The 22,649-nt window shown below is 70.7% G+C and carries 21 protein-coding genes and 1 riboswitch; of the genes, 10 read left to right on the forward strand and 11 right to left on the reverse strand.

Going from position 1 to position 22,649, the window contains the following annotated elements; genetic code table 11:
- Positions 1-31: 31 nt before the first annotated feature.
- The 5 genes from ACFOYY_RS01210 to ACFOYY_RS01230 are packed head-to-tail and all read right to left on the reverse strand — an operon-like array spanning position 32 to position 6,864.
- Positions 32-799, reverse strand: a complete 768-nt coding sequence (locus ACFOYY_RS01210; protein WP_352010500.1) for an SDR family NAD(P)-dependent oxidoreductase — start codon at positions 797-799, stop codon at positions 32-34.
- Complete coding sequence (locus ACFOYY_RS01215) at positions 796-1,944, reverse strand: ATP-NAD kinase family protein (protein WP_386186958.1); 1,149 nt, start codon at positions 1,942-1,944, stop codon at positions 796-798. Before ACFOYY_RS01215 ends, ACFOYY_RS01210 begins: the two co-directional genes overlap by 4 nt.
- Entirely contained in the window at positions 1,941-3,500 is a 1,560-nt protein-coding gene (gcvPB, locus tag ACFOYY_RS01220) for an aminomethyl-transferring glycine dehydrogenase subunit GcvPB (protein WP_386186961.1), read from the reverse strand. Before gcvPB ends, ACFOYY_RS01215 begins: the two co-directional genes overlap by 4 nt.
- Positions 3,497-4,828: an aminomethyl-transferring glycine dehydrogenase subunit GcvPA gene (gene gcvPA / locus ACFOYY_RS01225; protein ID WP_362773769.1), complete on the reverse strand. Its 1,332-nt coding sequence runs from the start codon at positions 4,826-4,828 to the stop codon at positions 3,497-3,499. The genes gcvPB and gcvPA overlap by 4 nt, the downstream gene beginning before the upstream one ends.
- Positions 4,825-6,864, reverse strand: coding sequence for a beta-galactosidase (locus ACFOYY_RS01230; protein WP_386186965.1), 2,040 nt, complete (start codon positions 6,862-6,864; stop codon positions 4,825-4,827). The genes gcvPA and ACFOYY_RS01230 overlap by 4 nt, the downstream gene beginning before the upstream one ends.
- Before the next feature lie 110 nt (positions 6,865-6,974).
- On the opposite strand from ACFOYY_RS01230, the gene ACFOYY_RS01235 reads away from it, so the two are divergent.
- Together ACFOYY_RS01235 and ACFOYY_RS01240 are read left to right on the forward strand one after the other, a co-directional pair.
- Complete coding sequence (locus ACFOYY_RS01235) at positions 6,975-7,622, forward strand: GntR family transcriptional regulator (protein WP_352010495.1); 648 nt, start codon at positions 6,975-6,977, stop codon at positions 7,620-7,622.
- A gap of 138 nt (positions 7,623-7,760) precedes the next feature.
- The gene (locus ACFOYY_RS01240) at positions 7,761-7,982 is read left to right on the forward strand and encodes a hypothetical protein (RefSeq protein ID WP_352010494.1); all 222 of its coding nucleotides are present in this window, start codon (positions 7,761-7,763) and stop codon (positions 7,980-7,982) included.
- A 55-nt stretch (positions 7,983-8,037) separates the two neighbouring features.
- On the opposite strand, the gene ACFOYY_RS01245 is transcribed toward ACFOYY_RS01240, so the two are convergent.
- The 4 genes from ACFOYY_RS01245 to ngcE all read right to left on the reverse strand — a co-directional run bounded on the left by ACFOYY_RS01245 (position 8,038) and on the right by ngcE (position 11,699).
- Entirely contained in the window at positions 8,038-8,328 is a 291-nt protein-coding gene (locus ACFOYY_RS01245) for a 4a-hydroxytetrahydrobiopterin dehydratase (RefSeq protein WP_352010493.1), read from the reverse strand.
- Between the two features lie 117 nt (positions 8,329-8,445).
- Entirely contained in the window at positions 8,446-9,324 is an 879-nt protein-coding gene (locus ACFOYY_RS01250) for a carbohydrate ABC transporter permease (protein WP_362773777.1), read from the reverse strand.
- Positions 9,324-10,235, reverse strand: a complete 912-nt coding sequence (locus tag ACFOYY_RS01255; protein WP_362773780.1) for a carbohydrate ABC transporter permease — start codon at positions 10,233-10,235, stop codon at positions 9,324-9,326. Before ACFOYY_RS01255 ends, ACFOYY_RS01250 begins: the two co-directional genes overlap by 1 nt.
- A 6-nt stretch (positions 10,236-10,241) precedes the next feature.
- A complete protein-coding gene (gene ngcE, locus ACFOYY_RS01260; RefSeq protein ID WP_352010490.1) occupies positions 10,242-11,699 on the reverse strand; it encodes an N-acetylglucosamine/diacetylchitobiose ABC transporter substrate-binding protein in 1,458 nt (485 codons plus the stop codon).
- Between the two features lie 330 nt (positions 11,700-12,029).
- Here ngcE and ACFOYY_RS01265 point away from each other — a divergent pair, with 330 nt between their 5' ends.
- The 4 genes from ACFOYY_RS01265 to ACFOYY_RS01280 all read left to right on the forward strand — a co-directional run bounded on the left by ACFOYY_RS01265 (position 12,030) and on the right by ACFOYY_RS01280 (position 15,146).
- Positions 12,030-12,674, forward strand: coding sequence for a class II aldolase/adducin family protein (locus ACFOYY_RS01265; RefSeq protein ID WP_352010489.1), 645 nt, complete (start codon positions 12,030-12,032; stop codon positions 12,672-12,674).
- 73 nt (positions 12,675-12,747) lie between these two features.
- Entirely contained in the window at positions 12,748-13,959 is a 1,212-nt protein-coding gene (locus ACFOYY_RS01270; RefSeq protein WP_362773784.1) for a DUF4032 domain-containing protein, read from the forward strand.
- Between the two features lie 151 nt (positions 13,960-14,110).
- On the forward strand, positions 14,111-14,692 hold the full coding sequence (locus tag ACFOYY_RS01275) for a hypothetical protein (RefSeq protein WP_352010487.1): 582 nt from the start codon (positions 14,111-14,113) through the stop codon (positions 14,690-14,692).
- A 70-nt stretch (positions 14,693-14,762) separates the two neighbouring features.
- Entirely contained in the window at positions 14,763-15,146 is a 384-nt protein-coding gene (locus ACFOYY_RS01280) for a roadblock/LC7 domain-containing protein (protein WP_362909203.1), read from the forward strand.
- A 275-nt stretch (positions 15,147-15,421) separates the two neighbouring features.
- On the opposite strand, the gene ACFOYY_RS01285 is transcribed toward ACFOYY_RS01280, so the two are convergent.
- The gene (locus tag ACFOYY_RS01285) at positions 15,422-16,042 is read right to left on the reverse strand and encodes a hypothetical protein (RefSeq protein WP_362773790.1); all 621 of its coding nucleotides are present in this window, start codon (positions 16,040-16,042) and stop codon (positions 15,422-15,424) included.
- Positions 16,043-16,287: 245 nt separating this feature from the next.
- A riboswitch (cyclic di-AMP (ydaO/yuaA leader) is annotated at positions 16,288-16,438 on the reverse strand.
- Positions 16,439-16,703: 265 nt separating this feature from the next.
- On the opposite strand from ACFOYY_RS01285, the gene ACFOYY_RS01290 reads away from it, so the two are divergent.
- From ACFOYY_RS01290 to ACFOYY_RS01305, 4 genes are all read left to right on the forward strand, one after another.
- Positions 16,704-17,624, forward strand: coding sequence for a lytic polysaccharide monooxygenase (locus ACFOYY_RS01290; RefSeq protein WP_386186977.1), 921 nt, complete (start codon positions 16,704-16,706; stop codon positions 17,622-17,624).
- A 127-nt stretch (positions 17,625-17,751) separates the two neighbouring features.
- On the forward strand, positions 17,752-19,737 hold the full coding sequence (locus ACFOYY_RS01295; protein WP_386186980.1) for an ATP-binding protein: 1,986 nt from the start codon (positions 17,752-17,754) through the stop codon (positions 19,735-19,737).
- Complete coding sequence (locus tag ACFOYY_RS01300) at positions 19,734-20,387, forward strand: response regulator transcription factor (RefSeq protein ID WP_352010482.1); 654 nt, start codon at positions 19,734-19,736, stop codon at positions 20,385-20,387. The genes ACFOYY_RS01295 and ACFOYY_RS01300 overlap by 4 nt, the downstream gene beginning before the upstream one ends.
- Before the next feature lie 78 nt (positions 20,388-20,465).
- On the forward strand, positions 20,466-21,773 hold the full coding sequence (locus ACFOYY_RS01305) for an alpha/beta fold hydrolase (protein WP_352010481.1): 1,308 nt from the start codon (positions 20,466-20,468) through the stop codon (positions 21,771-21,773).
- An 18-nt stretch (positions 21,774-21,791) separates the two neighbouring features.
- Here ACFOYY_RS01305 and ACFOYY_RS01310 read toward each other — a convergent pair whose 3' ends face one another.
- On the reverse strand, positions 21,792-22,619 hold the full coding sequence (locus ACFOYY_RS01310) for a DUF4253 domain-containing protein (RefSeq protein WP_352010735.1): 828 nt from the start codon (positions 22,617-22,619) through the stop codon (positions 21,792-21,794).
- Between the last annotated feature and the right edge of the window lie 30 nt (positions 22,620-22,649).

Below are 22,649 nucleotides of genomic sequence, written 5' to 3' on the forward strand. Positions count from 1 at the left end.
GATCAGGCCTCGCGAAGGGCCCTGCGGAAGGTCACGCGAGGCCGCCACCGTCGACGACCAGCGCCGCGCCGGTGACGTAGCTGGCGGCGTCGCTCGCCAGGAACAGGACGGCCTGGGCGATCTCGTCGGGGGTTCCCGCACGGCCCATCGGGCGGTCGGCGGCGTCGGCGGCGAAGGCCGTCCAGTCCTCGGACAGCTGCCTGGCCTCCTCGCGGAGCATCGGGGTGTCGGTGTCGCCGGGGTTGACGGAGTTGACGCGGATTCCGGCCTTGGCGTGGTCGATGGCCAGGGCGCGGGTCATGTTGACCACGGCGGCCTTGGAGGCGCAGTAGGACAGGGCGTCGCCGCCGCCCTTGAGGCCCCAGCCCGAGCCGGTGTTGACGATCGAGCCGCCGTCCCTCATCGCGGGGATGGCGTGCTTGCACATGAGGAAGACCGAGCGGACGTTGACCGCCATGACGCGGTCCCACTCGTCGGCGGTCAGTTCGAGCGCGGTGGCGCGGCGGATGATCCCGGCGTTGTTGAACACCACGTGCAGCCCGCCGAAGGTCTCGACGGCGGTCCGTACGGCCCGCTCGCAGTCGGCCTCGGCGGCCACGTCCGTCTCGACGGCGACGGCCCTGCCACCCGCGGCCTCGATCTCGCGCGCGACCCGCTCCGCGCCCTGGCCGTCGATGTCGGCCACGACGACGGCCGCGCCCTGGCGGCCGAACAGCAGCGCGGTGGCCGCGCCGATGCCGGACGCGCCGCCGGTGACGATGGCGACCTTGCCGCTCAGTGCGTTGGTCATGATGGTCATCGGAACTCCTCGGTGGCGGATCGAATCCGGTACAGCGCGCTCTCGCGGTGCCCGGTGATGACGGGGACGTAGCCCTCGACGAGGGCGTCCGTCGCGGGGTCTCCGGTGTCGGCCAGCAGCGGTCGTCCGCCGAGCCCGGCGAGCTTGCGCTGGGTCGCCAGGACGACGAGCCCGCCGGAGGCCATGACCTTTCTCAGTACGGCCGGGCTGATCTGCTGGTTTCCCCGGCCGAGCACGAATCCCTGCCCCCCGATCACCGAGACGACGGCGTGGGTCTCCCGCCCGTCCACGAGGTCGAGGAGCTGCCCTTCTGTCACGTCGGCGGCGACCAGCGCGCCGTCCTGGACCACGTCCACGCCCAGCAGGGTGGTGGCCAGGCCGAGCCGCCCGCCGACGGCCATGGTGGTGGCGCCGGGGCCCAGGACGTAGCGGACGCCGGGCCGCATGCGGGCGACGACCTCGGCCGCGACGGCCTCCGTCGTGCCCGGGGAGGCGGCCGATCCCAGCTTGCGGCCGGACAGGCGTTCCCTGGCCGCGGGCACGCGCAGGACCCCGTACAGCCTGGGGCCGACCTCGCCCCGCCGGTAGGCGTCCTCGTCGAGGTCGACGACCTCGGCCTCGGCCGTTTCGCGGGCGCCGGCGAACTCGGCGGCCATGGCCCCCGCGGTGGCCGGGCTGAGGGCGAAGCAGCCGGAGTAGACCTTCACCCCGGCCGGGACGCCCAGCACCGGGCACGACGGCGCCCCGTCGAGCACGTCCCGCGCGGTGCCGTCTCCTCCGGCGAACAGCAGCAGGTCGACCGCCTCCCGCATGGCCTCGACGGCCGCCGTGGTGTCCCGGCCCCCGGAGGGGGCGCCGGGAACGAACGGCACCAGCCGGGGGTCGGCTCCCGCGGCCCGCGCGCTGTCCTCCCCCATCGGCCCCGCGACGGTCAGGATCGGCGTGCCGGGCCGCCTGGCCAGCAGCGCCCGTACGGCCTGCGCCGCCCGCTCCCCCGCCTTCGGGGAGGAGCCCCTGGCCAGCGCGAGCCGCTGGGCCCGCTCGCCGTCGCTGCCCTTGAGCCCGGCCGGGCCGCCGATCCCGGCGACCGGGTTGACGAGCAGGCCGACCGTGAAGCCGGGGGCGCCGGGCCGTACGGACGTCATGTCAGATGCTTGCGGGTGTAGGCGCGCCAGGTCGGCGACCACTGCTTGGGGTCGTCGAGCGAGGCGGGGTCGATCTTGTGGATCGTCTGGTTGTAGGGGGCTCCCTTGACGAACTCCGGGTCGCGGCGGGCCTCGTCGGCGACGTGGGCGAGGATCGTGGCGTACTCGTCGAGGTCCTCCTTGGAGTAGGACTCGGTGGGTTCGAGGGTGAAGGGCTCGGGGACCAGGAAGGGGTGGTGGCTGGTCCAGTAGTGCACGCCGAAGTCGGCGGCGCGCACGCCGATCTCCTCCGAGTGCACGCCCGTCTCCTCGAACAGCCCCTGCCAGGAGTAGCGGACCTGTTCGAGGCGGTTCCTGTCCCAGTGAGCGCCCGCGCCGGGAATGTCCAGCACCTTGCGCATGAGGTAGTTGTTGTTGAGCACCGCGGTCTCGGCGACCTCGCGCAGCCCGTCGGCGCCCAGCGCCATGATCCAGGCGTAGGCGCGCACCACGTTGGGGGTGACGCCCAGGAAGGGCCGCATCTTGCCGACGGACAGCGGCCGGTCGTCGTCGAGGCGGTAGCCCTCGCCGTCGAACTCGACGGTCGGGGACGGCAGGAAGGGCGCCAGCGCCTCGGAGACGCAGCTGGCCCCCGCCGCCGGGCCACCGCAGGCGTGCGGGGTCGAGAAAGTCTTGTGCAGGTTGAAGTGGCACAGGTCGAACCCGGCGTCGGCCGCGCGGGTGACGCCCAGCAGCCCGTTGGCGTTGGCCTGGTCGTAGCAGGCCAGGCCACCGGCCTCGTGCACGATCCTGACGAACTCCTCGATACGCGGGTTGAAGATGCCCGTGTCCTCGGGGTTGGTGATCAGCAGGGCCGCGGTCCTGGGCCCGGCGGCGGCGCGCAGCGCCTCGATGTCCGGGTAGCCGTTCTCGTCGGGCAGCAGCGTGATGACCTCGTACCCGGCGGCCTTGGCGCAGGCGGCGTTCGACGGGTGGGAGAACATCGTGGTGATGACCTGGTCGCGCTGTTCCGCCTCGCCCCGGGAGGCGTGGTAGGCGCGGATCATCGCGACGTTGGCGTAGATCGCGGCCGACCCTGAGGCGGGCTGGAGCGAGACCCGGTGCATGCCGGAGATCTCGGCGAGCATCCGTTCGAGGCGCCAGTAGATCTCCAGGACGCCCTGCACGGTGTCCTCCGGCTGGAGGGGGTGCAGCTCGGCGATCCTGGGGTCGTTGACGAACCGGTCGTTGACCTTGGGGCTGTACTTCATCGTGCAGGTCCCCTGGCCGACGGCGATGGCCTGGTCGACGCCCAGGTTCTCCTGGGAGAGCCTGACGTAGTGCCGCAGCACGTGCAGCTGCGACATCTCCGGCAGCCTCGGCGGCTCGGCGCGCCGTACCGAGGCGGGCAGCTCGACCGCGGGCACCCCGGCGGCCGGTACGGCCACGCCCCTGCGTCCCGGCCGTGACTGCTCGAAGATGATCGGCTCGTCCCAGCGGGCCTGGTGGAAGCGGCGCAGCGGCGGCTTCGGCGCGACCGGCAGCTCGGCGAACGGCTCTCCCGCGTGCCCACTCATGCCAGCCCCTCCCGTACGGCTGCCGCCAGCCGGTCGATGTCGTCCTTCGAGTGCAGTTCGGTCACGCAGACCAGCAGCGTGCGGTCGTCCAGGCGGACGCCGCCGAGGATGCCGTGCTCCCGGAGCACGGCCAGGAGCGCGTCGCAGGACGGCACCTCGATCGTGAACTCGCGGAAGTGCACGGAGCCGGAGTGCGGCACCGTGGCCCCGGCCTCCGCCAGGCGGTCCATGGCGTAGCGGGTGCGGGCCAGGATGGTCTCGCCGATCTCGCGCATGCCCTGCGGGCCCATCAGCGCGAGGTAGACGCCCGCGGTGATGCCCCACAGGGCGGCCGCGGTGCCCACCCACTCCTTGCCCTCCTCGCGCAGGGCGAAGGAGGTCCGGTCGTAGAAGACGTCGCCGAAGCCGTACTCGCCGGGGACCGTGGTCGGCGCGATGCCGAACAGGCGCGAGGGGAACTCCGCGACCAGGCGCTCCTCGTCGCGGGTCGCGATGTATCCCGCCTGGCCGCCGCCGTAGTTCTGGTGCATGCCGAGCGACTGGATGTCGCCGCAGGCGATGTCGGCGCCGTAGGAGGCGGGCGGGGCGAGCACGCCCAGCGAGATCGGGTCGGCGGAGACGACCAGGAGGGCGCCCGCCGCGTGCGCGAGGTCGGCCAGCTCCCGGCCCCTGGTCTCCACGACGCCGTAGACGTTGGGGGTCTCCAGGTAGATCGCGGCGTAGGTCTCGTCGATCTCGACCTCGCCGATCTCACCGTCCGGCCCGACGGGGGCGACGACCAGGTCGATGTCGTGGCCGAGGAAGTCGCGCAGCTTGCTCATCCTGTCGGCGGAGACGGCTCCGCTGACCAGCGCCCTGGACCGACCCGTGTAGCGGGCCGCCATCCTGATCGCGGTCCCGGCCGCCTGGTGGCCGTCGTAGGTGGGGACGTTGACGACGTCCATCTCCAGCAGCTCGGCCATCATGCTGACGTACTCGAAGATCGCCTGGAAACGCCCGTGGTCCTCGTACGGCTCGCCCGCGTAGGCGGTGAGGAACTCGCTCCTGCCGTTGACCTCGTCGCAGACGGCCGGCACGTGGTGCGGGTAGCAGCCGTGCCCCAGGAAGCTGAGCACCTGGGTGGTGTCGACGTTGCGCGCCAGCAGGGCGCGCATGTGGGCGACCAGCTCCTGTTCCGAGGCCAGCGGCGCGGGCAGGTCGAGCGGCCTGCGCAGGCGCAGCCCCTCCGGGATGTCCGCGTAGAGGTCCTCGACGCTCGCGGCGCCGACGGCGGCGAGCATCTCGGCCCGTACGCCGGGCTCGGCGTTCGGGATGTAGGGGTGTGTCACCGTTCTCCTTCGTTCGTCAGCGGGCTCTCCGTGTCCGTACGGCGGGCGCCGGAGTTCGCCAGGCGCAGCACGACGGCGTCGCGGCCCGGGATCTCGATCGGGCCCGCGAGGTCACGGCCGGTGAGCAGGTCGGTTCCCGGCTCGGCGAGGTCCACCTTCACCGGGTCTGTCGTGTGGTTGAGCAGGAAGAGGTGGTCGCCTCTGCGGGTGGCCTCGACGCCCTCGGGCACCACGGCCACCGGCTCGACTCCCGCGGCGGCCAGGACCTCCGTCAGGACCGGGGTGACGTCCTCAGGCAGGCAACCGAGGTAGACGGCCTTGCCGCGCCGGGTGATCGCGGCCTGTCCGTCCAGGTCGCCGCCCTCGTAGCGGGCGAGCACCTCGGTGCCCCCGAGGGCGTCCCCGGAGGCGTCCCCGACGCGCAGCCACTCGGCCCAGGTCCGCGCCGGTACGACCCGCCCGGCCAGCCGCAGGGGTTGGACCGTTCCCTCGGGCAGCGGCCAGAACTCGTCGACCGTCACACCGAGCAGGGCGCGCAACGGGCCGGGGGCGCCGCCCTCGTGGACCTGGTCGTCGGAGTCGACGACGCCGCTGAACGGGCCGACGACGAGGTGGCCGGGGAAGGCTTCGAGCCAGGCGGCCTGTTCCCCGGTGCACATGTAGAGGTTGGGGGCGATCACCACGCGGTAGCCGGACAGGTCGCCCAGCGGCGGGACCAGGTCGACCGCGACGCCCGCGGCGTGCAGCGGTCCGTACCACGCCTGCAGGAGTTCCTTGAGCCTGAGCCGGTTGGACGGCATCGACTCCGGGGCCTCAAGACCCCACCAGCTGTCCCAGCCGAGGACCAGGGCGACGTGCGCCGTGGTCGGGGTTCCGGCGACCTCGGCGAGCCGTTTGAGGTCGGCGCCGAGGGCGAGGGTGTCCCGCCAGCCCCGGGAGTCGACGCCGCCGTGCGGCAGCAGCGCCGAGTGGAACTTCTCCGGCCCGTACTTCGCCTGCCGCCACTGGAAGAACATGGCGCCGTCGGCGCCGTGCGCCACGGCCTGCAGGCTGTGCAGGCGCATCATCCCCGGCGGCTTGGGCGCGTTGACCTCGCGCCAGCTCACCGCGCTCGCGGCCTGTTCGAGCAGGATCCACGGCTGCCGCCGCAGCGAGCGCATGAGGTCGTAGCTGAGCGCGACGGTCACGTGCGAGGTGGGGTCGGCGGGGTCGGGGTAGGCGTCGTCGCTGACGACGTCCTCGGCCCCGGCCCACTTCCAGTAGTCCAGGCCGTGCAGGACGCTCATGAAGTTGGTGGTCACCGGGATCTCCGGGGTGACCTCCCGCAGCACCTCCCGCTCCAGTTCGAAGCATTCGAGCAGCGCGTCGGAGCAGAAGCGGCGCCAGTCGAGCAGTTGCGCGGGGTTGACCGGCCCCGGCGCCTTCCTGGGCGGGTTGACCTGGTCGAACGCGGTGTAGTGCTGCCCCCAGCAGGAGGTGCCCCAGGCGGCGTTGAGGCCGTCGACCGATCCATGGCGTTTGCGCAGCCAGCGGCGGAAGTGCCTGGCCGACTCCTCGCAGAAGCATTCGAGCGTGTGGTCGGCGTACTCGTTGCTGATGTGCCACATGGCCAGCGCCGGGTGGTCGCCGTAGCGTTCGGCCATGGCGCGGGCCAGCCGTACGGTCGCGGTGCGGAAGACCGGGGAGCTCGGGCAGTAGCTCTGCCGGGAGCCGAAGTCGAGGCGGGTGCCGGTGGCGTCCACGGGGAGCACCTGGGGATGCTCGCGGACCAGCCAGGGCGGCGGGGTCGCGGTGGCGGTGGCCAGGTCGGCGGCGACGCCGTTGGCGTGGAGCAGGTCCATGACGCGGTCGAGCCAGCCGAAGTCGTACTCGCCGGGGCGGGGTTCCAGGCGTGACCAGGAGAAGACCGCGACGGTCGCCATGTTCACCCCCGCCTCGGCCATCAGCCGGACGTCCTCGTCCCAGACGTGCTCCGGCCACTGTTCGGGGTTGTAGTCCCCGCCGAACAGCAGACCGGAAACCCTGGTCAGGCCCACCCGAAACTCCAATCTGTGCCATGTACTATTTTGTATGCAGAATTCATAGTGCAGTATTTTGTACTGCGTCAAGTGGTAGGTTTCGGTCAAGATCAATCCCGAGGAGAGCCATGCCGATCGAGCGGCGCCCCCTCCGCGAACAGATCCGCGACGAGCTCATGCTCAGGCTCGACCGAGGGGACTTCGCGGCCGGAACGGACATCAACGAGGCCGCGCTGGCCGCCGAACTGGGCGTCAGCCGTACGCCGCTGCGCGAGGCGCTGATCACGCTCGCCGGTGAGGGCGTGCTGGAGAGCAACCAGGGCAGGGGTTTTCGGTTCGCCCCGGTGAGCCGTAAGGAGTTCCGCGAGCTGTGCGCCATCGTGGCGGCCCTTGAGGCGCTGGCGCTGGACAGCTCCGACCCCGCCTACCTCGGACGGACCGCCCCCGAACTGCTCAGGCTCGCCCAGGGGTTCTCCGACGACGTCGCCGAACAGCAGGACATCGAACGGCACGACGACGAGTGGCACGACCTGCTGCTCGGCGGCTGCGGCAACGAGCGGCTGCTCGACCTGATCACCAGCGTCAAGGCGGGGATGCGCCGCTACTCACACCTGGTCGCCGGGGAGAGCACCCCGATGGAACGCGCCGCCGAGGAGCACTGCCGGATCGCCGAGTGCCTGATCGCCGGCGACCTCGAAGGGGCCGCCACGGCCCTGCGGGACAACTGGGTCAACGGCATGGAGCGGATGATGTCCCGCATCCCCGAGACGCCCTGAGAGCCGCTCACAGGAAAGCGCCTCTCAGTCTCCCGGAGAGCGCCTCTCACTACCGGCCCATCTGACGCGAACCCATCATGGGATGCGACAGGCAAGCACGAAGGTGGTGACAGAGTGCGGTCCTCTGTGGAAGAACCCGTGAAAGAGACGGACGTCGAGCGCGTCCTCGGACGCTACGCCGGAACGTGGTCCATCTGGCGCAGCGACACCGGCCGGTGGTACGCGACCCGGCTGACCAGGGCCCTTTCCAGGGTCCAGCTGGACGCGAACCTCTCCATGACCGTCCACGCGGACGACGCCGAGGCGCTGGACGAGCTTCTCACGGAGCAGGAACGGATGGCCTCCGCCGCCCCGTCATGATCCGCCGCGGGGACGGCGCGGCCCCCGCGGCCCGACATCCCGCGCCCCCCGCGGCTCAGCTGTACGGCGTGGCGATCTCGTCGATCCGGGCGGCGAGGGTGAGGTCCAGGTCGGTCAGGCCGCCCGCGTCGTGGGTGGACAGCGCCAGGTGGAGAGTGCGCCAGCGGATGTCGATGTCGGGATGGTGGTTCATCCGCTCGGCCTCCACGGCGACCTCGTCCACGATGCGGATGGCCGAGGGGAAGTCCTTCGCGGTGATCGTCCGGCGGATCTCGTCACCCTCGCGCCGCCAGCCGGGCAGGTCGGCCAGTCTCCGGTCGATCGCGGAGTCGTCAAGCAGGTCCATCGGTCCAGGAGATCACGCCGGTCGTCACGACGCCAAGCCCGCACGGCGCTTCGGCGCGCCGGGAGAACGCCGAAGGCGTGTCCCGCGGAGAGGTCCGCGGGACACGCCTGTTGTTCGTTACTTGACGGCGCCCGAGGTCAGACCCGACTGGATCTGCCGCTGGAAGATGATGTAAACGATCATGACGGGGATGATCGCCATGCTCAGCGCGGCGAACAGGCCCGGCCAGTCGGCCTCGTAGCCCGCGTTCGTCGAGATGTTCGCCACGCCCTGGGTGATCAGCCACTTGTCCTCGACGTTGCCGGAAAGCAGCACGATCGGCAGGAGGTACTGGTTCCACTGGCCCAGGATGTTGAAGATCGTGATGCTGATCAGGCCGGGCTTGGCCATCGGCACCATGATCTGGAAGAACGTCCTGGTGTGCGAACAGCCGTCCATCATCGCCGCCTCGGCCACCGAGGTGGGCAGCGTCTTGAAGAACGCCGACAGGAAGAACACCGTGAAGGGCAGCGAGTAGGCGACGTAGACCAGGATCACCCCGAAGTGGGTGTCGATCAGTCCGAGCTGGCGCACCACGAAGAACAGCGGCACCAGCGCGAGGAAGACCGGGAAGGTCATGCCCGAGACGAACAGGAAGTAGATCGCCCGGTTGCCGGGGAAGCTGTAGCGCGCCAGCACGTAGGCCGCCATCGAGCCGAGCAGCATGGTCAGCGCCGTGCTGCAGGTCACCACGAAGACGGTGTTGAGCATGTACTGGCCGATGTGGGCCTTCTGGAAGGCCCGGCCCCAGGCGTCCCAATGGTAGGACGAGGGAAGCGTGATGGGGTCGCCGAAGATCTCGGCGTTGGTCTTGAAGGACCCCAGGAACGTCCACAGGATCGGGCCGATGATCAGGATCGCCCAGACGAGCAGCGCCACGTGGGACAGCGCGCCGAAGGCCCCGAGGGGGTTGCGCCTGCGCCTCGGCCTGCCGTGGGAGGCGGGCTTGGAAACCATCAGAACTCGATCCTCTCGCGCCTGGTCACGCGCAGGGTGAGCGCGGCGAAGGTGATGGTCATGAAGAAGAGCACCACGCCCATCGCCGACGCGTAGCCGAACTTGGAGAAGTTGAACGCGGTCCGCCAGATCTCCAGCGGCAGGACCGTGGTCGAGTTGTCCGGACCACCCCGGTCGACAGAGAGCACCTGTACCAGGGCGAAGGCGTCGAAGGCCGCGATGCCCAGGTAGACCCAGGCGACCTGCATGGTGTCCCACAGCAGCGGGAGCGTGATCTTGAAGAAGAGGGTGGCGCGGTTCGCGCCGTCAAGCTCGGCGGCCTCGAAGACGTCCTTGGGGATGGAGGACATTCCCGCGGAGAACAGCACCACGTAGAAGCCGACCGCCTGCCAGACCATCACGCCGATGATCGACCACAGCGCCAGGTCGGGGGCGATCAGCCAGCCGACCGGGTCGATGCCGACCAGATCGAGCAGGCCGTTGAGGACACCGCTCTCGTCGGGACGGTAGATCGCCTGGAAGAGCACACCGACGATGGCCACCGCCAGGACCTGGGGCAGGAAGAAGATCACACGATAGACCTTCGAACCCCAGATCCCGCTCATCTTGCCGCCCCGCTGCCCTCCGCTCAGGTTGAGCAGGAAGGAGAAGAACAGGGCGATCACAATGGTGACCAGCGGCATGACAAGCAACAGAACACCATGGTGACGCACCGCGGCCCAGAAGACCTCGTCGTCCAGCAGCCGGGTGTAGTTCTCCAGGCCGATGAACTGAGGGTTCGCCGAGATGCCCTTCCAGTTGGTCAACGAGATGTAGAAAGCCTGTAGGTACGGGCTGATCACGAAGACCACGTAGAGGATCACCGGCGCGGCGAGAAAGCCGAAGATGAACCGGTACCTGCCATGCCGCATGGGGGACTACACCGTCCGCTTCTGCTTGGTGATCGAAGAGTCGGACTTCGACTTGTCGGCGGCCTTCTGCATCTTGTCGCAGAACTCGTCGGCGGAGATACGACCGAACATGAGGGCGTTGGTCTGCTTGCGCAGCTCGGTCTCCAGCTCCTTGTACCAGTTCTCGAAGGCGCTGAAGGTGACGATGTTCTGGCCCGCGGCGGTCTGCGCGGCGCTGAGGCTCGCGTTACCGGGCGACAGGTCCAGGCCGTCGGCGGCACCGGTCACGACGGTGATGTTGCCGGACTTCTCGGTGAAGCCGCGCGCGCCCTCCTTGGAGAGCATGATGCGCAGGTACTCAAGGCCGCCCTTGGGGTTCTTGGCCTTGGCGGGGACGATGTAGGCCTCGCCGGCGGCGGCGCGGATGGCCTCGAAGGGCATCTTGTCCGCGGCGGTGACGCTGGGGGTGGGCGTCAGGGCGTACTTGAACCCCTCGGGGGTCTGGCTCTTCTGCTCGTTCTCCAGCCAGGAGCCCGACGGGTAGAGGGCGACCTTGCCCTGGTTCTGGCGGGTCTGCACCTCGGTGTGGATCAGGCCCTCGAAGGACTTGTCCATGTACTTGCCGATCTCGGCCCAGGCGGCGGCGGCCTGCTTGACCGAGTCGCGCTTCCAGACGCCGTCCTCAAGGTTGTCGATGTCGATCAGGACCTGGTTGCCCTCGATCTTCGCAGCGGAGATGAGGATCATCCAGTACGCGTAGTAGGAGGCGTTCTTGCCCGCGTAGGCGAACGGGGTGATGCCCGCGGCCTTGATCTTCTCGCAGAGGGCCTTGAACTCGTCGAAGGTCTTCGGCGCGGTCCAGCCGTTCTTCTCGAACAGGGCCGAGTCGTACCACAGGCCGTAGGCCGAGAACACGTAGTTCATCAGGAACGGCTTGTTGTCGATGAGACCCGACTCGATGGTGCCCGGGGCGACGGTGTCGCGCACCTTCTTGGCGGGGTCGTCCATCGAGGGGGCGTCCCACAGCTCGGTGAGGTCCAGGAGCTGGCCCTCCTGCTGCAGGGCGCCGGTGTCCATGAGGTCGGTGCCGGAGTTGGCGATGACGTCGGGCACCTCGCCGCTGGCGAAGCGCGGCTGCAGGGTCTGCGCGATCTGCTGGGTGGCGACGTGCTTGACGGTGGCCTGCGGGAAGGCCTTCTTGTACATCGGCTCGTGGACGTCGGTGGCGTAGCTGTCGCCGAGACCACCCTTGAAGATGACGACTTCGAGGGGGGCGTTGGCGGCGACACCGAACGGGTTGGCCGGGGAGACCGCACCGCCCGAGGAGGGGGCCGCGGAGGTGGTGGCGGCGGGAGCGTTGCTGCCCCCGGTCGCGCACGCGCTGAGCAGTCCTGCGGCGGGGCCTGCGACGAGGGCGGTCAGGCCGATCCGGCGGAGCATCTGCCGCCGGGTGATATCTCCGGGCGTACCGGCCGAGTAGGACATTGTAACCCTCCTGGGCGGGGGATCAATTAGGAAAGTTTCCTAAACGTTTGCCTGAAGGTACGTAGCCCCGGACTACAGCGTCAAGGGTTCGCAGCCGGTCTAGACCGAGCCGTGATGTCTCTGCGACAAATCCGGTAGCAACGAGACAGCAAAGCAATCCTGACCTTGGCAGATTTGCACACAGTACCCGATACTTCGCACATCGCCATTGACTCGCGACATGCGTGTGGGTAAAGAATCTAGGTCCTGAAGCAACCCTTTGGGAAGAGCCGGTCTAGACCAGATAATGACGGTTTGCCGCATACCGCCGCAAGACCCTACTTTTGGGGCATGTTGCTGGCGGAGCAGCGTCGGCTGCTGTGTGAACACGGTCGCCGGATCGTGGAGACCGGGCTCGTTCTCGGGACGTCGGGCAATCTCAGCGTCCGTCTCGGCGACCTGGTCGCGGTGACCCCGGGCGGTCTGGCCCTGGACCGGCTCGAACCCGAGGCCTGCCCGGTCGTCGGCGTCGGGGGCGACCTCGTCGAGGGAGACCTGTCGCCCTCCTCCGAGACCCCCATGCACCTGGCGATCTACGCGGCGACGGGGACGACGGCCGTGGTGCACACCCACTCGACCTTCGCCACCGTGGTCTCGGCGGTCATGACCGAGCTGCCTCCGGTCCACTACAACACGACACTGCTCGGCGGCGTGGTCAAGGTGGCGGACTACGCCACGTACGGCACCGCCGAGCTGGCCGGGAACGTCATGACCGCCCTCGGCGACCGGCAGGCGGTACTGCTGGCCAACCACGGCGGGGTGACCCTCGGCGACGACCTCCCGCAGGCCTTCGAGGCGGCCAGGCTGCTCGAATGGCTCTGCGAGGTCTACGTGCGGGCCAGGGCCCTCGGCGAGCCGAGGACGCTCACCGGGGACCAGCTCTCCGCCGTCGTACGGCGCCGCCGGGCTCCCGCCTTCCCCCTCGGCGAGGACTGACCCTCCCGCGAGCCTCCCACCAGGCCCCCCGCGGGGACGACGTCCCCGCCCTGTCGACGTGAGGATCGACGCGATGCCCCTGCAGCTCACCGGCACCCCGAGCGACCCGGACCTGATCCGGCTGCCCTGGGACATCCCTCTTGAGAACTGGCCCGACCACCATCTGGTCGCCCTGCCCCGGGGTATCTCCCGGCACGTGGTGCGCTTCGCCAGGCTCTCCGGGAAGGTCTACGCGATCAAGGAGATCAGCGAGCACTACGCCAAACGCGAGTACCGCCTGCTGTGGGACCTGAACCGGCTTGACGCCCCGGCGGTCGAGCCGGTCGCCGTGGTGACCGGCAGGACCGACGCCGACGGTGAGCCGCTCGACTCCGCGCTGGTCACCGAGCACCTGCAGTTCTCCCTGCCCTACCGCGCGGTCATGTCGGGCACCATCCGCCCCGAGACGCTCACCCGGCTGCTCGACGCGCTGGCCGTACTGCTGGTGCGGCTGCACCTGACCGGTTTCTACTGGGGTGACTGCTCGCTGTCGAACGTGCTGTTCCGCAGGGACGCCGACTCCTTCGCCGCCTACCTGGTCGACGCGGAGACCGGGGAGCTGCACCCCATGATCAGCGAGGGGCAGCGGCTGCACGACATCGACGTCGCGCACGTCAACCTGTTCGGCGAGATGCTCGACCTGCAGGCGGGCGAGCTGCTGCACTCCTCGATCGACCCCGAGGAGGTCGCCGACTCGGTCTGCGCGCGCTACCACAGGCTCTGGGGCGAGCTCACCTCCGACGAGATCATCGAGGAGGTGGACTGGCACCGGATCGACCAGCGGATCCGCAAGCTGAACGACCTCGGTTTCGACGTCGCCGAGATGATGGTCCGCCGCAAGGCGGGCACGGGACGGCTGGTCGTGCGCCCCAAGGTGGTCGACGCGGGACACCACCAGCACAGGCTGTTCAGGCTCACCGGTCTGGACGTCGAGGAGAACCAGGCCAGGCGGCTGCTCAACGACCTCGACGCCTTCCGGGTCGCGCGCGGCCTGCGCCACGAGGACGAGGCGGTCGTGGCCCACCGGTGGCTGGCCGAGGTGTTCCAGCCGACGATCGAGGCCGTACCGGCGAACATGCGGCGCAAACTGGAGCCGGCCCAGCTCTTCCACGAGGTGCTCGACCACCGCTGGTTCATCTCCGAGAAAGCCGGGCAGGACGTCGGACTGCCCGCCTCGACCGAGTCATATGTGAAGAATGTTCTTGTCCACAAACCCGACGAGAAAGCCCTCCTCCCCGACGAGTAGCAAACGTTCCCCCGCCGGTTGACAAACCTTCTACCGCCCGGCGGAATTCTTTTCCTCGCCATATCTGACTTTTCATGAATAGCTCCGGGTTCGGAGCGGTTTCCCTACGCTGACCGGGCGGCGTTGTGGAGTCGTTGGCGAGGGGGACCCCGTGCTCGGAATCGAAGGCTGCCTGGCCGAGGCCATGGCCATCCCCGGTGCGCTGGACGCGGTGCTGATCGACCAGACCGGCGGGACGGCCGTGGCGGGCGGCGGCGCGGCCCGCGAAACCGGCGCGGGCAGGGCCGTCGCGGGGCTCGGCGAGACCTTACGGGCGATGCTCGACGGCCTCGCCGTGAGCCTCCCCGGCGAGCCCACTGGAATCCGTGAAGTGATCATAACCACCGACGACGGATACCATTTACTAAAACCATTGGAAACGGTGTTCGACGGCCTGCTCGTGATTTATGTCCGTCTTGATGTACATCACGCTGATCTGGCCCTGGCGCGGCATCGTCTCCAGTCCCTGTCGGGTCACCTGACCGCCCGTGCCGGGGGTCTCACCGCCCCGCCGTTCCCGCGTGAGGAACGGCACCGGTCCGGCCCGCGAGGGTGCTTCGACACGGCCGGGCCACCGTGCCCGCCCGCGACGGGACCTCCCGCCGGGGCTCCCGGGGGGACCGTGACGGCGGGCGACCCCGCCGACGTCGACCTGCTCATCCGGCTGAGGAACGCGCTGAGGGCACTTGCCTGAGCCCGGTCCGACGCCTTCGAGGACGCCCGTGAAACCGCGGACGCTGAAGCGGACCAGAAGGAGGGTGCCGGTGGAAATCCGCGACGAGGTACGCCAGGAGATGACCCGGCTACGTGAGCGGACACCCGATGTGGACGGAAGCGTAGTGTGCGGCGCGGACGGCCTGACGATAGCCAGTGACCTGGACGGCGGTTTCGCCGAGCAGACCGGCGCCCTCTCCTCGGCGCTGCTGGCCCTCAGCCGCCGGATGGCGGACATGACGGGCAGGGGAACCTTCGAGGAGACGCTGGTCTCCGCGGCCGGCGGCTACGCGCTCCTCTACACCGCGGGCCCGAAGATCGTCCTCACGATCCTCGCCCGCCCGGGGTCCAACCTCGGATTGCTGCGGCTTGAGGGACGCAGGACGGCGGAGAACCTGGCCGCCATCACCTCCCGCGCCCGGACGCCCCGGTGACCGGAGCGGCGAGGACGACCGCGAGGGACCACGCGGCGCCGAGGAGGGACCGAGGGTCCGGCCCGCAGGCCGTACGGCACGGCCGGTGAACACGGAACGAGGGCGGGCACCTGTGCGGGGTGCCCGCCCTCGTCCTTCCTGAGGGGGTCTCGGACTCCGAGGGGGATCGGAGGAGGGGTCCCGGGAGAGGAGCGGGACCTTCGGGGATCTCAGGAAGCGGGGATCCGAAGGGGGTCGGGGGCCTTCGGGGCTGGGGGATATTTCGCGATGAGGGGTTACGGCCGCGGCGCGTCGGCCAGGGCGGTCTGCGGCGGCGTGGCCGGGTTGTGGTCCATGAGCTTCCAGGCTCCGCTGGAGAAGGCCACGGGGTAGTTCTTCTTGCCGACGCCGTCGCCCCACTTGGTGATGACGTACTCGACCTTGATGTGCCCCTGGCCGTCGACACCGTCCACGCCCAGCGTGTCGGAGTTGAAGCTGCCACCGGTCAGGTCGGCGAAGGTCTTGGCGTCGAGGTCGATCATGACGCCGCTGCTCGACGGCACGCCGGGGCCGCGGTCGCCGACGAAGAACTTGGCCTTCTTGCCGTTGTAGAGGACGTAGCCCTCGGTGAACAGCGGCCAGCTCGGGCTGGCGATCATGCCCTTCTGCATGGGCTTGCCGCTCGCGGGCAGACCGGTGTCACCGGCGCGGCCGGAGGAGTCGTCCCAGAAGTAGGAGGCCTTGGTCGAGCCCTTGAGCAGGACGGGCTCAGCGGCGGCCGGGGCGGTGGCGGTGGTTCCGGTGCCGGTGTCGGCTGCGGCGGGCAGCGCGGAGACGACACCCGCGGAGGTCAGGACGCTCGCGCTCAGGAGGGTGGCGGCGAGCAGACGATGGCGCAGGGCAGCGGAGAAACGCATGAAGACAGGGCTCTTTCACGAGGGAACAGGACAGCCGCTCGTGCCGGGCCGAAGACGTTCGGCGATCAGTGGGGCACGGGGCGTGAGCGCTCACAGGGAAGAGAGGCCGCACCAGGAAACAGGCGGGCGTACACGGAGCGCGGTGCGGAGCGGGGGTGCCGCGGTCAGGCGCGGCGGAAGTCTCAGTCGATCCGCGCGAAGGCGGTGCGTGCCGGTGGGTAGGCGACGACGTGATCCATGAGGGGATCTCCTCTCCATCTCGTCTACCGGGTTAGCTGACGGGTTCGGGCGGTGGAGTTGCCCTACCGCCGCGTTGTCGCGGCGGATTCACCCCAAAAGGTGGGTCCCCGGCTCCCGTCGCCCTCGGGAGGCTTCGGGATTCGACGTCGACCGACCGCTCCTTCTCGTGAGGGGCAAGTCACCGGTCGAGAACAACTAGGACACTACCCACCACAAACGGACAAAGCAAAGCAAAAGCCATGAAAACCCCAGAAGATCTACCTTCAACCCCCAAGAAAGGGACATTGGCCAGGTCTTGACCCCACTCCGCCCATGGCGTTAAGTTCGGTGAAACTGTTAGGAAACTTACCTAATAATTGACCCGTAATCATGGGCCTGACCTGCACGTTCTCCGCCCTTACACCCCCAGGAGAAGCCCTTCATGAACAATCGGAAGCTTGGTGCGATCGCCGCCGCGGCGGCCGTACCCGTCCTGCTCTCGACGGTCATGGCCGGTTCTGCGTCCGCCCATGGATCGATGGGAACACCCGTCAGCCGGGTCTACGCCTGCTATCTGGAGAACCCGGAGTCGCCCGACACCCCGGCCTGCAAGGCCGCCGTCGGCAAATGGGACACCCAGCCGCTCTACGACTGGGACGAGTTGAACATCGGCACCGCCAACGGAAAGCACAGGGAGATCATCCCTGACGGGCAGCTGTGCAGCGCCGGACGCGCCAAGTACCGGGCCTACGACGCGGCCCGCACCGACTGGCCCTCCACGGCCATGCCGACCGGCGGCGGCGCCTACACCTTCCGCTACCCCTACACCGCCGACCACCCCGGCACCTTCGAGATCTACATCACGAAGGACGGCTTCGACCCGCTCCAGCCGCTGAAGTGGTCGGACCTGGACTCCACCCTGCTGGCGAAGGTCAGGAACCCGTCCAAGGTCAACGGCGAGTACGTCATCCAGGGCCAGCTGCCCCCGAAGACCGGCCGCCACATCGTCTACTCGATCTGGCAGCGCTCGGACAGCGCCGAGGCGTTCTACACCTGCTCCGACGTGACCTTCGGCAACGTGTCGACCCCATCCCCGACCCCGACCGCCACGGCGACCGCGACGGCGACACCCACGGTGACGCCGACGCTCACCCCGACCCCCACCCCGACCGTCTCCCACACCTCGACGCCCACGCTGACGACGACCGCGACGCCGCCCGCGCAGCCCTGGGCCGCCGGTGTCTCCTACTACGCCGGGAGCGTGGTGACCTACGGCGGCTCCGCCTACCGGTGCCTGCAGGCGCACACCTCCCTGCCCGGCTGGGAGCCCGCCAACGTCCCCGCGCTCTGGCAGCGCGTGTGACCCGGTACCCGCCGTACGGGCCGTGAGGCCGTAGGGCACGCGAACCCCTCCCATCGGCTCCCGGGCGCGGGGCCGGTGGGAGGCTCGTTCTTCCGGACATCACGGGCGAACCCGGTAGCGTGAGCGCGTGTCACTGACCCTCGGCTGTTGCCTGGCCGCGCTGGTGACCGTCGCGGCGCTCTACGCGCTGGCCCTGTACGGCACGGCGGGAACCGCGGCGGCCGGGGCCGTCGCCGTCACCCTCGTGGTGGCGATCACGATCGGCGTCGTGAACGGAAGCCTCAGGGACGCCGCAGGCTTCGGCACGCTCGCCGCGGGCGCCGCCGCCGTCGTGTGGTCCCTCGGCCGCTCCCACCGGCGGCGCAGGACGGGCCGGGCCTCGCTCGCCGCCTACCGCGCCGCCTCGGCCGCCATCCCCAGACTCGCCGCGACCACCGAGCGCGACCGGCTGGCCGCCGAACTCCACGACGTGGCCGCGCACCGGCTGACCGGCATCGCGGTCGCCTCGGCCGCGGCCCTGCGGCTCGCCGACCCCGTCATGACCGCGGAGGCGACCGCCCACGCCGCCGAGGCGGGCCGTCTGGCCGTCGCCGAACTCGACCGCCTGGCCCGCATCGACCGGCGCGGCGGCGAGACGACGCTGGCCGACGTCGACGCCCTGGCGGGCCATCACCCCGGGGCCGACTACCGGCGCACGGCCGCCTCCGCGCCACCCGGGACCGCGGCGCTCGCCCTGCGCATCGTCAGGGAGAGCCTGACAAACGCGATGCGTTACGCCACCGGCGCCGCCGTACGCGTCCGGGTCGAGGAGAACGCGGGACACCTGGTGGTCACGGTCACCGACGGGGGCGGTCCCGCCGCCGGAGGGCTCGGCACCGGAACCGGCCTGGCCTCCCTCGGCAGGGCCGTACGCGCCGTGGGAGGGACGCTGAGCGCGGGCCCCGAGGGGGCCGGATGGGCCGTCAGAGCGGCGCTCCCGCTGCCCTCCCCGGCCACGGGGCCTGCTGCGCCCACCGCGTCCTCTACGTCCCCTGAGCCCCCGCGGCCCCTGTGGTCACGCCGTACGGCGGGCTGGCGGGGCGCCGCCGCGCTCGACTGGGCCCTCGTGGTGCTGGCGGTCGCACTGCCCGCGGGGTTCGGGCTGCTGGCCACGGAGGCGCCGCGGCCGTTCGTCTCCCCCGCCTCGGGCACGCTGCTGCTGGTCCTGCTCGTCCTGCACGCCCTGCCGCTGCGCGGGCGCAGGCTGGCGCCGAAGCTGAGCCTGGCCGTGGCGCAGGGGACGTTACTGGCCTGGCTGGCGTGCGACGCGGCGGGGCTGACCGTGCCGCACTCCGCCCAGCTGGTCCTCGTGTGCTGGTGGGTCGAGCTGACGCTGCTGTACACCGTCGGCGCGTACGGCTCCCGCGGCTGGCCCGCCCCGCTCGTGGTCGCCGGGCTCGCCGCCTTTCCCCTCGTCCCGGGCATGACGGGCCCTCCCCTGGCCGTCTGGGCCACGCTGAGCGCGGGGATGGCCGTACCGACGGGGCTGGCGTGGGGGTCGGGGCTGCTGGTCGGCGGGCGCAGGCGCAGGCGGTGGCGGGCCGAGGCCCTCGACCGGGAACGCCTCGACCGCCGCACGGCCGAGGCCGCGGGCGCCGAACGGAACCGGATCGCCGCGGGGCTGCGCCGTACGGCGGGGGCACGGGCGCGGGCCGTGGTCGAGGCGTCGGAACAGGGACGGCTCGACCTGGTCCTCACCGAGTCCAGGGCCGGGCTCACCGCGCTCAGGGAGCTCCTCGACGAGCTTCGCGGCGGCTGCGACCTGGCGGACGACACACCTCCCCCGGTCGTCGCCGGGATCGCGGCGCTGGCCGTCAGGCGCGGGGCCTTCGTCGAGCACGAGGGACGGCGCCGTCCGCTGCCCGCGACGGTCGAGGTGGCCGCCTACCGTCTGGCCGAGGCGCTGCTGGCCGACGGCGTGACGGTGACGGTGACCTACCGCGACGACGGCCTGGTGCTCTCCGGTCCCGGGGAGGCCAGGAAGGTGCGTGCCATGGTGGACGCCGCGGGCGGTACGGTCACCGAGACGAAGGACGGGATTCGGGTATGGCTGCCGGAGGTGTTCCCAGCGTGATCCGGGTGACGGTCGCCGACGACCAGGCGGTGGTCAGGATCGGCATCACCGCGGTGCTCGACGCCGAGCCGGACATGACGGTCGTCGGCCAGGCCGCCGACGGCGAGACCGCGGTCGCGCAGGCCACGGCCCTGCGCCCGGACGTGGCGGTGCTGGACATCCGGATGCCCGGGCTCGACGGGCTGGCCGCGACGGCCAGGATCACCGCCGAGGTCCCGGCGACGCGGGTGGTGGTCCTGACCACCTTCGGCCTGGACGAGTACGTGTTCGCGGCGCTGCGCGCGGGGGCGGCGGGGTTCATGCTGAAGGACGCCGACCCCGGGCGGATCATCGACGCGGTCCGGGTGGTCGCCGGGGGCGACGCGCTGCTCGACCCCGGGGTGACCCGCAGGTTGATCGACCGTTTCACCGGCAGGCCCGGCCCCGAGGAGGCCGCCAGGCTCTCCGGCCTGACCCCCCGTGAGACGGAGGTCCTCCTCCACGTGGCCCGCGGCCTGTCGAACGCCGAGATCGCGGCGGCGCTGGGCATCAGCCCGGCGACCGTCAAGGACCACGTCGCGCGGATCCTCGCCGAACTCGGGGTCCGCGACCGGGTGCAGGCCACCATTGCGGCCTACGAGGCCGGTCTGGTCCGTCCCGGGGCGCGGTGACCCCCCGCCGCGCGGCGGGGTGGGAAACGGTTCTCCGGCAGGACGATCACCTGGAGTGACGTTCCTAGCGTGAGTTCCATGACAGAACCATCCCCTTCCCTGCCCGCCTCCAGGGCGCCGCTCGTACGGCGCCTGGCCGGGGGCCTGCTGCTCGTGGTCACCGCCCTGGCCGCCTCCGCCGCCGGTGTGGCCGCCTTCCTCGGCACGGCCGCCGCAACCGCGTCGGTCCCGGCGCTGTGCGCGGCGGGCCTGGTCACGCTCGTGATCGTCGCGTTCCTGCTCGGCCTGCCCTGCCTCGCCCTGTACGGCGCGCGCCGCCGTACGGTCGCCTCCGCCGTGTTCGCGGCCGTGGTCGCCGTCGTGGTCGCGGGGACGGCCACCGTCACGGTGTTCCGGCCGCTGCCGGTGATCGCCCACGGCCCCGCCCCCGCCGGTGTCGGGTTCTGGGACCTGCCGACCGGCTCCAGGATCGCCTACGTCTCCCTCAAGGCCGCCAAGCCCCGTCCCACCCCGGTGATCTTCCTGCACGGCGGTCCCGGCACCCCGGACGAGGGACTTCCCGACAGCGGCGCGGAGCTGGCCGCGCTGGGCTTCGACGTCTACTCCTACGACCAGCTCGGGGCGGGCAGGTCGACCCGGCTCGCCGACGTCTCCGGCTACACCGTCGCCCGGCACGTCGCCGACCTCGACGCGATCAGGAAGACCATCGGCGCGGAACGGGTGATCCTGGTCGGGGAGTCGTGGGGCGGCTCGCTCACCGCCCAGTACATGGCCGCCCACCCGGACAACGTGGCCAAGGCGGTCTTCGTCTCGCCGGGACCGATCTGGGAGGGCGCCTTCCCCGGCGGGAACTACGGCAGCCCCTGGGACCGGGTCGCCCCGCAGGACCGCGCCCGTTTCGACGAGCTGAACGAGGAGCCGAGGGTGCTGGCCCTGTTCACGCTGATGGGGATCAACCCTGAGGCGGCGCACGCGCTGGTCCCCGACGCCGAGGCCGACTCCCACCTGCACCGGCTCGCGCTCGCCGGCAAGGACGGGACCGGGTGCACGGCGGGCCCGCCGACCAAGCCGCACGACAACCCGCAGGGCTTCTACGTCAACCAGGTCACCAACGCCGACTTCGCCGGGATCACCGACCCCAGGCCCGCCCTGCGCCAAGTGCGGGTGCCCTCGCTCATCATGCGGGGCGAGTGCGACTACGTCGCCTGGCCGGTGACCCGCGACTACCGGCGCACGCTGCCGGAGTCGAGGCTGGTCTACGTACGGGGCGCGGGTCATGCCGTCGAGCGGGGGCAGCCGAAGGTGTACCGCTCGCTGCTGCTGGACTTCCTGCTCGACCGGCCGCTCGCGCTGCCCGACCACTCCTCGGCGCAGCCTCCGAAGTGACCCGGGCGCCCCGGACGGTCAGTCCCACCAGAACGACCAGGCGTTCCTCCCCGTGATCCGCTCGGCGTAGTCGATCAGCGTGCCCGAGCTGTAGGTGACGCTGTCCGGGCAGAACGTCCAGTGCTCCGCGGCGACGTGCAGGGCGTGCTCGGGGGTGACGGGGGGCGCGGCGACGCTGAGGTCCAGGGTGTTGAACCCCAGGCCGACGACCCTGGCCCCGAACCTGTCCTCCCAGCTGCGCAGGACGGCGGCCAGCGGGACCATCCACTCGTTGTGGTTGAGCGCGCCCTGCCAGCCCATGACGGCCAGCACGTCCGCGCCCCGCTCCGCGGCCACCAGGCCGAGCGGGGCCCTGCGCTCGGCGACCAGCCCGGCGTACCAGTCGGCGACCACGTCGGGATCGGCGACGAGGCTGCCCGCGGGGGCGGGTCCCGGGCACTGCGGGCCGTAGGGGGCCAGCAGGTCCAGCTGATCGGCGCGGGCCCGTTCCACCCAGTCCGACCACACCTCGGCCATGAACGCGTCCGCGCGGTAGTTGTCGATCTCGGCCGCGGCGTCGGGGGCGATCTGCCCGGCCGACCACGGCTGTACGGAGTCCTCAAGGAGCACCGGCCACAGCCCCGAGTGCTCGTGTTCGGCCCGCAGCCTGGTCCACAGGTCGGCGGAGACCGCCTCGTCACTGAGCCAGAAGGCCGGGAGATGGTCCAGCGAGAACTGCGAGTAGTCGGGGTCGGGCCACACCAAGTCTCCCGGGGGCAACTCGGCCGCGATGCTGCGTCCCTGCCCGCCGTCGGCGAACAGCTGGCCCAGCAGCGGCGGAAGTTGCCCACGCTCGCAATCGCTCATCCCCACCGATCCGATCCTGACCACGGACCA

Source organism: Streptosporangium jomthongense (genome assembly GCF_042650425.1).
GTDB lineage: Bacteria > Actinomycetota > Actinomycetes > Streptosporangiales > Streptosporangiaceae > Streptosporangium.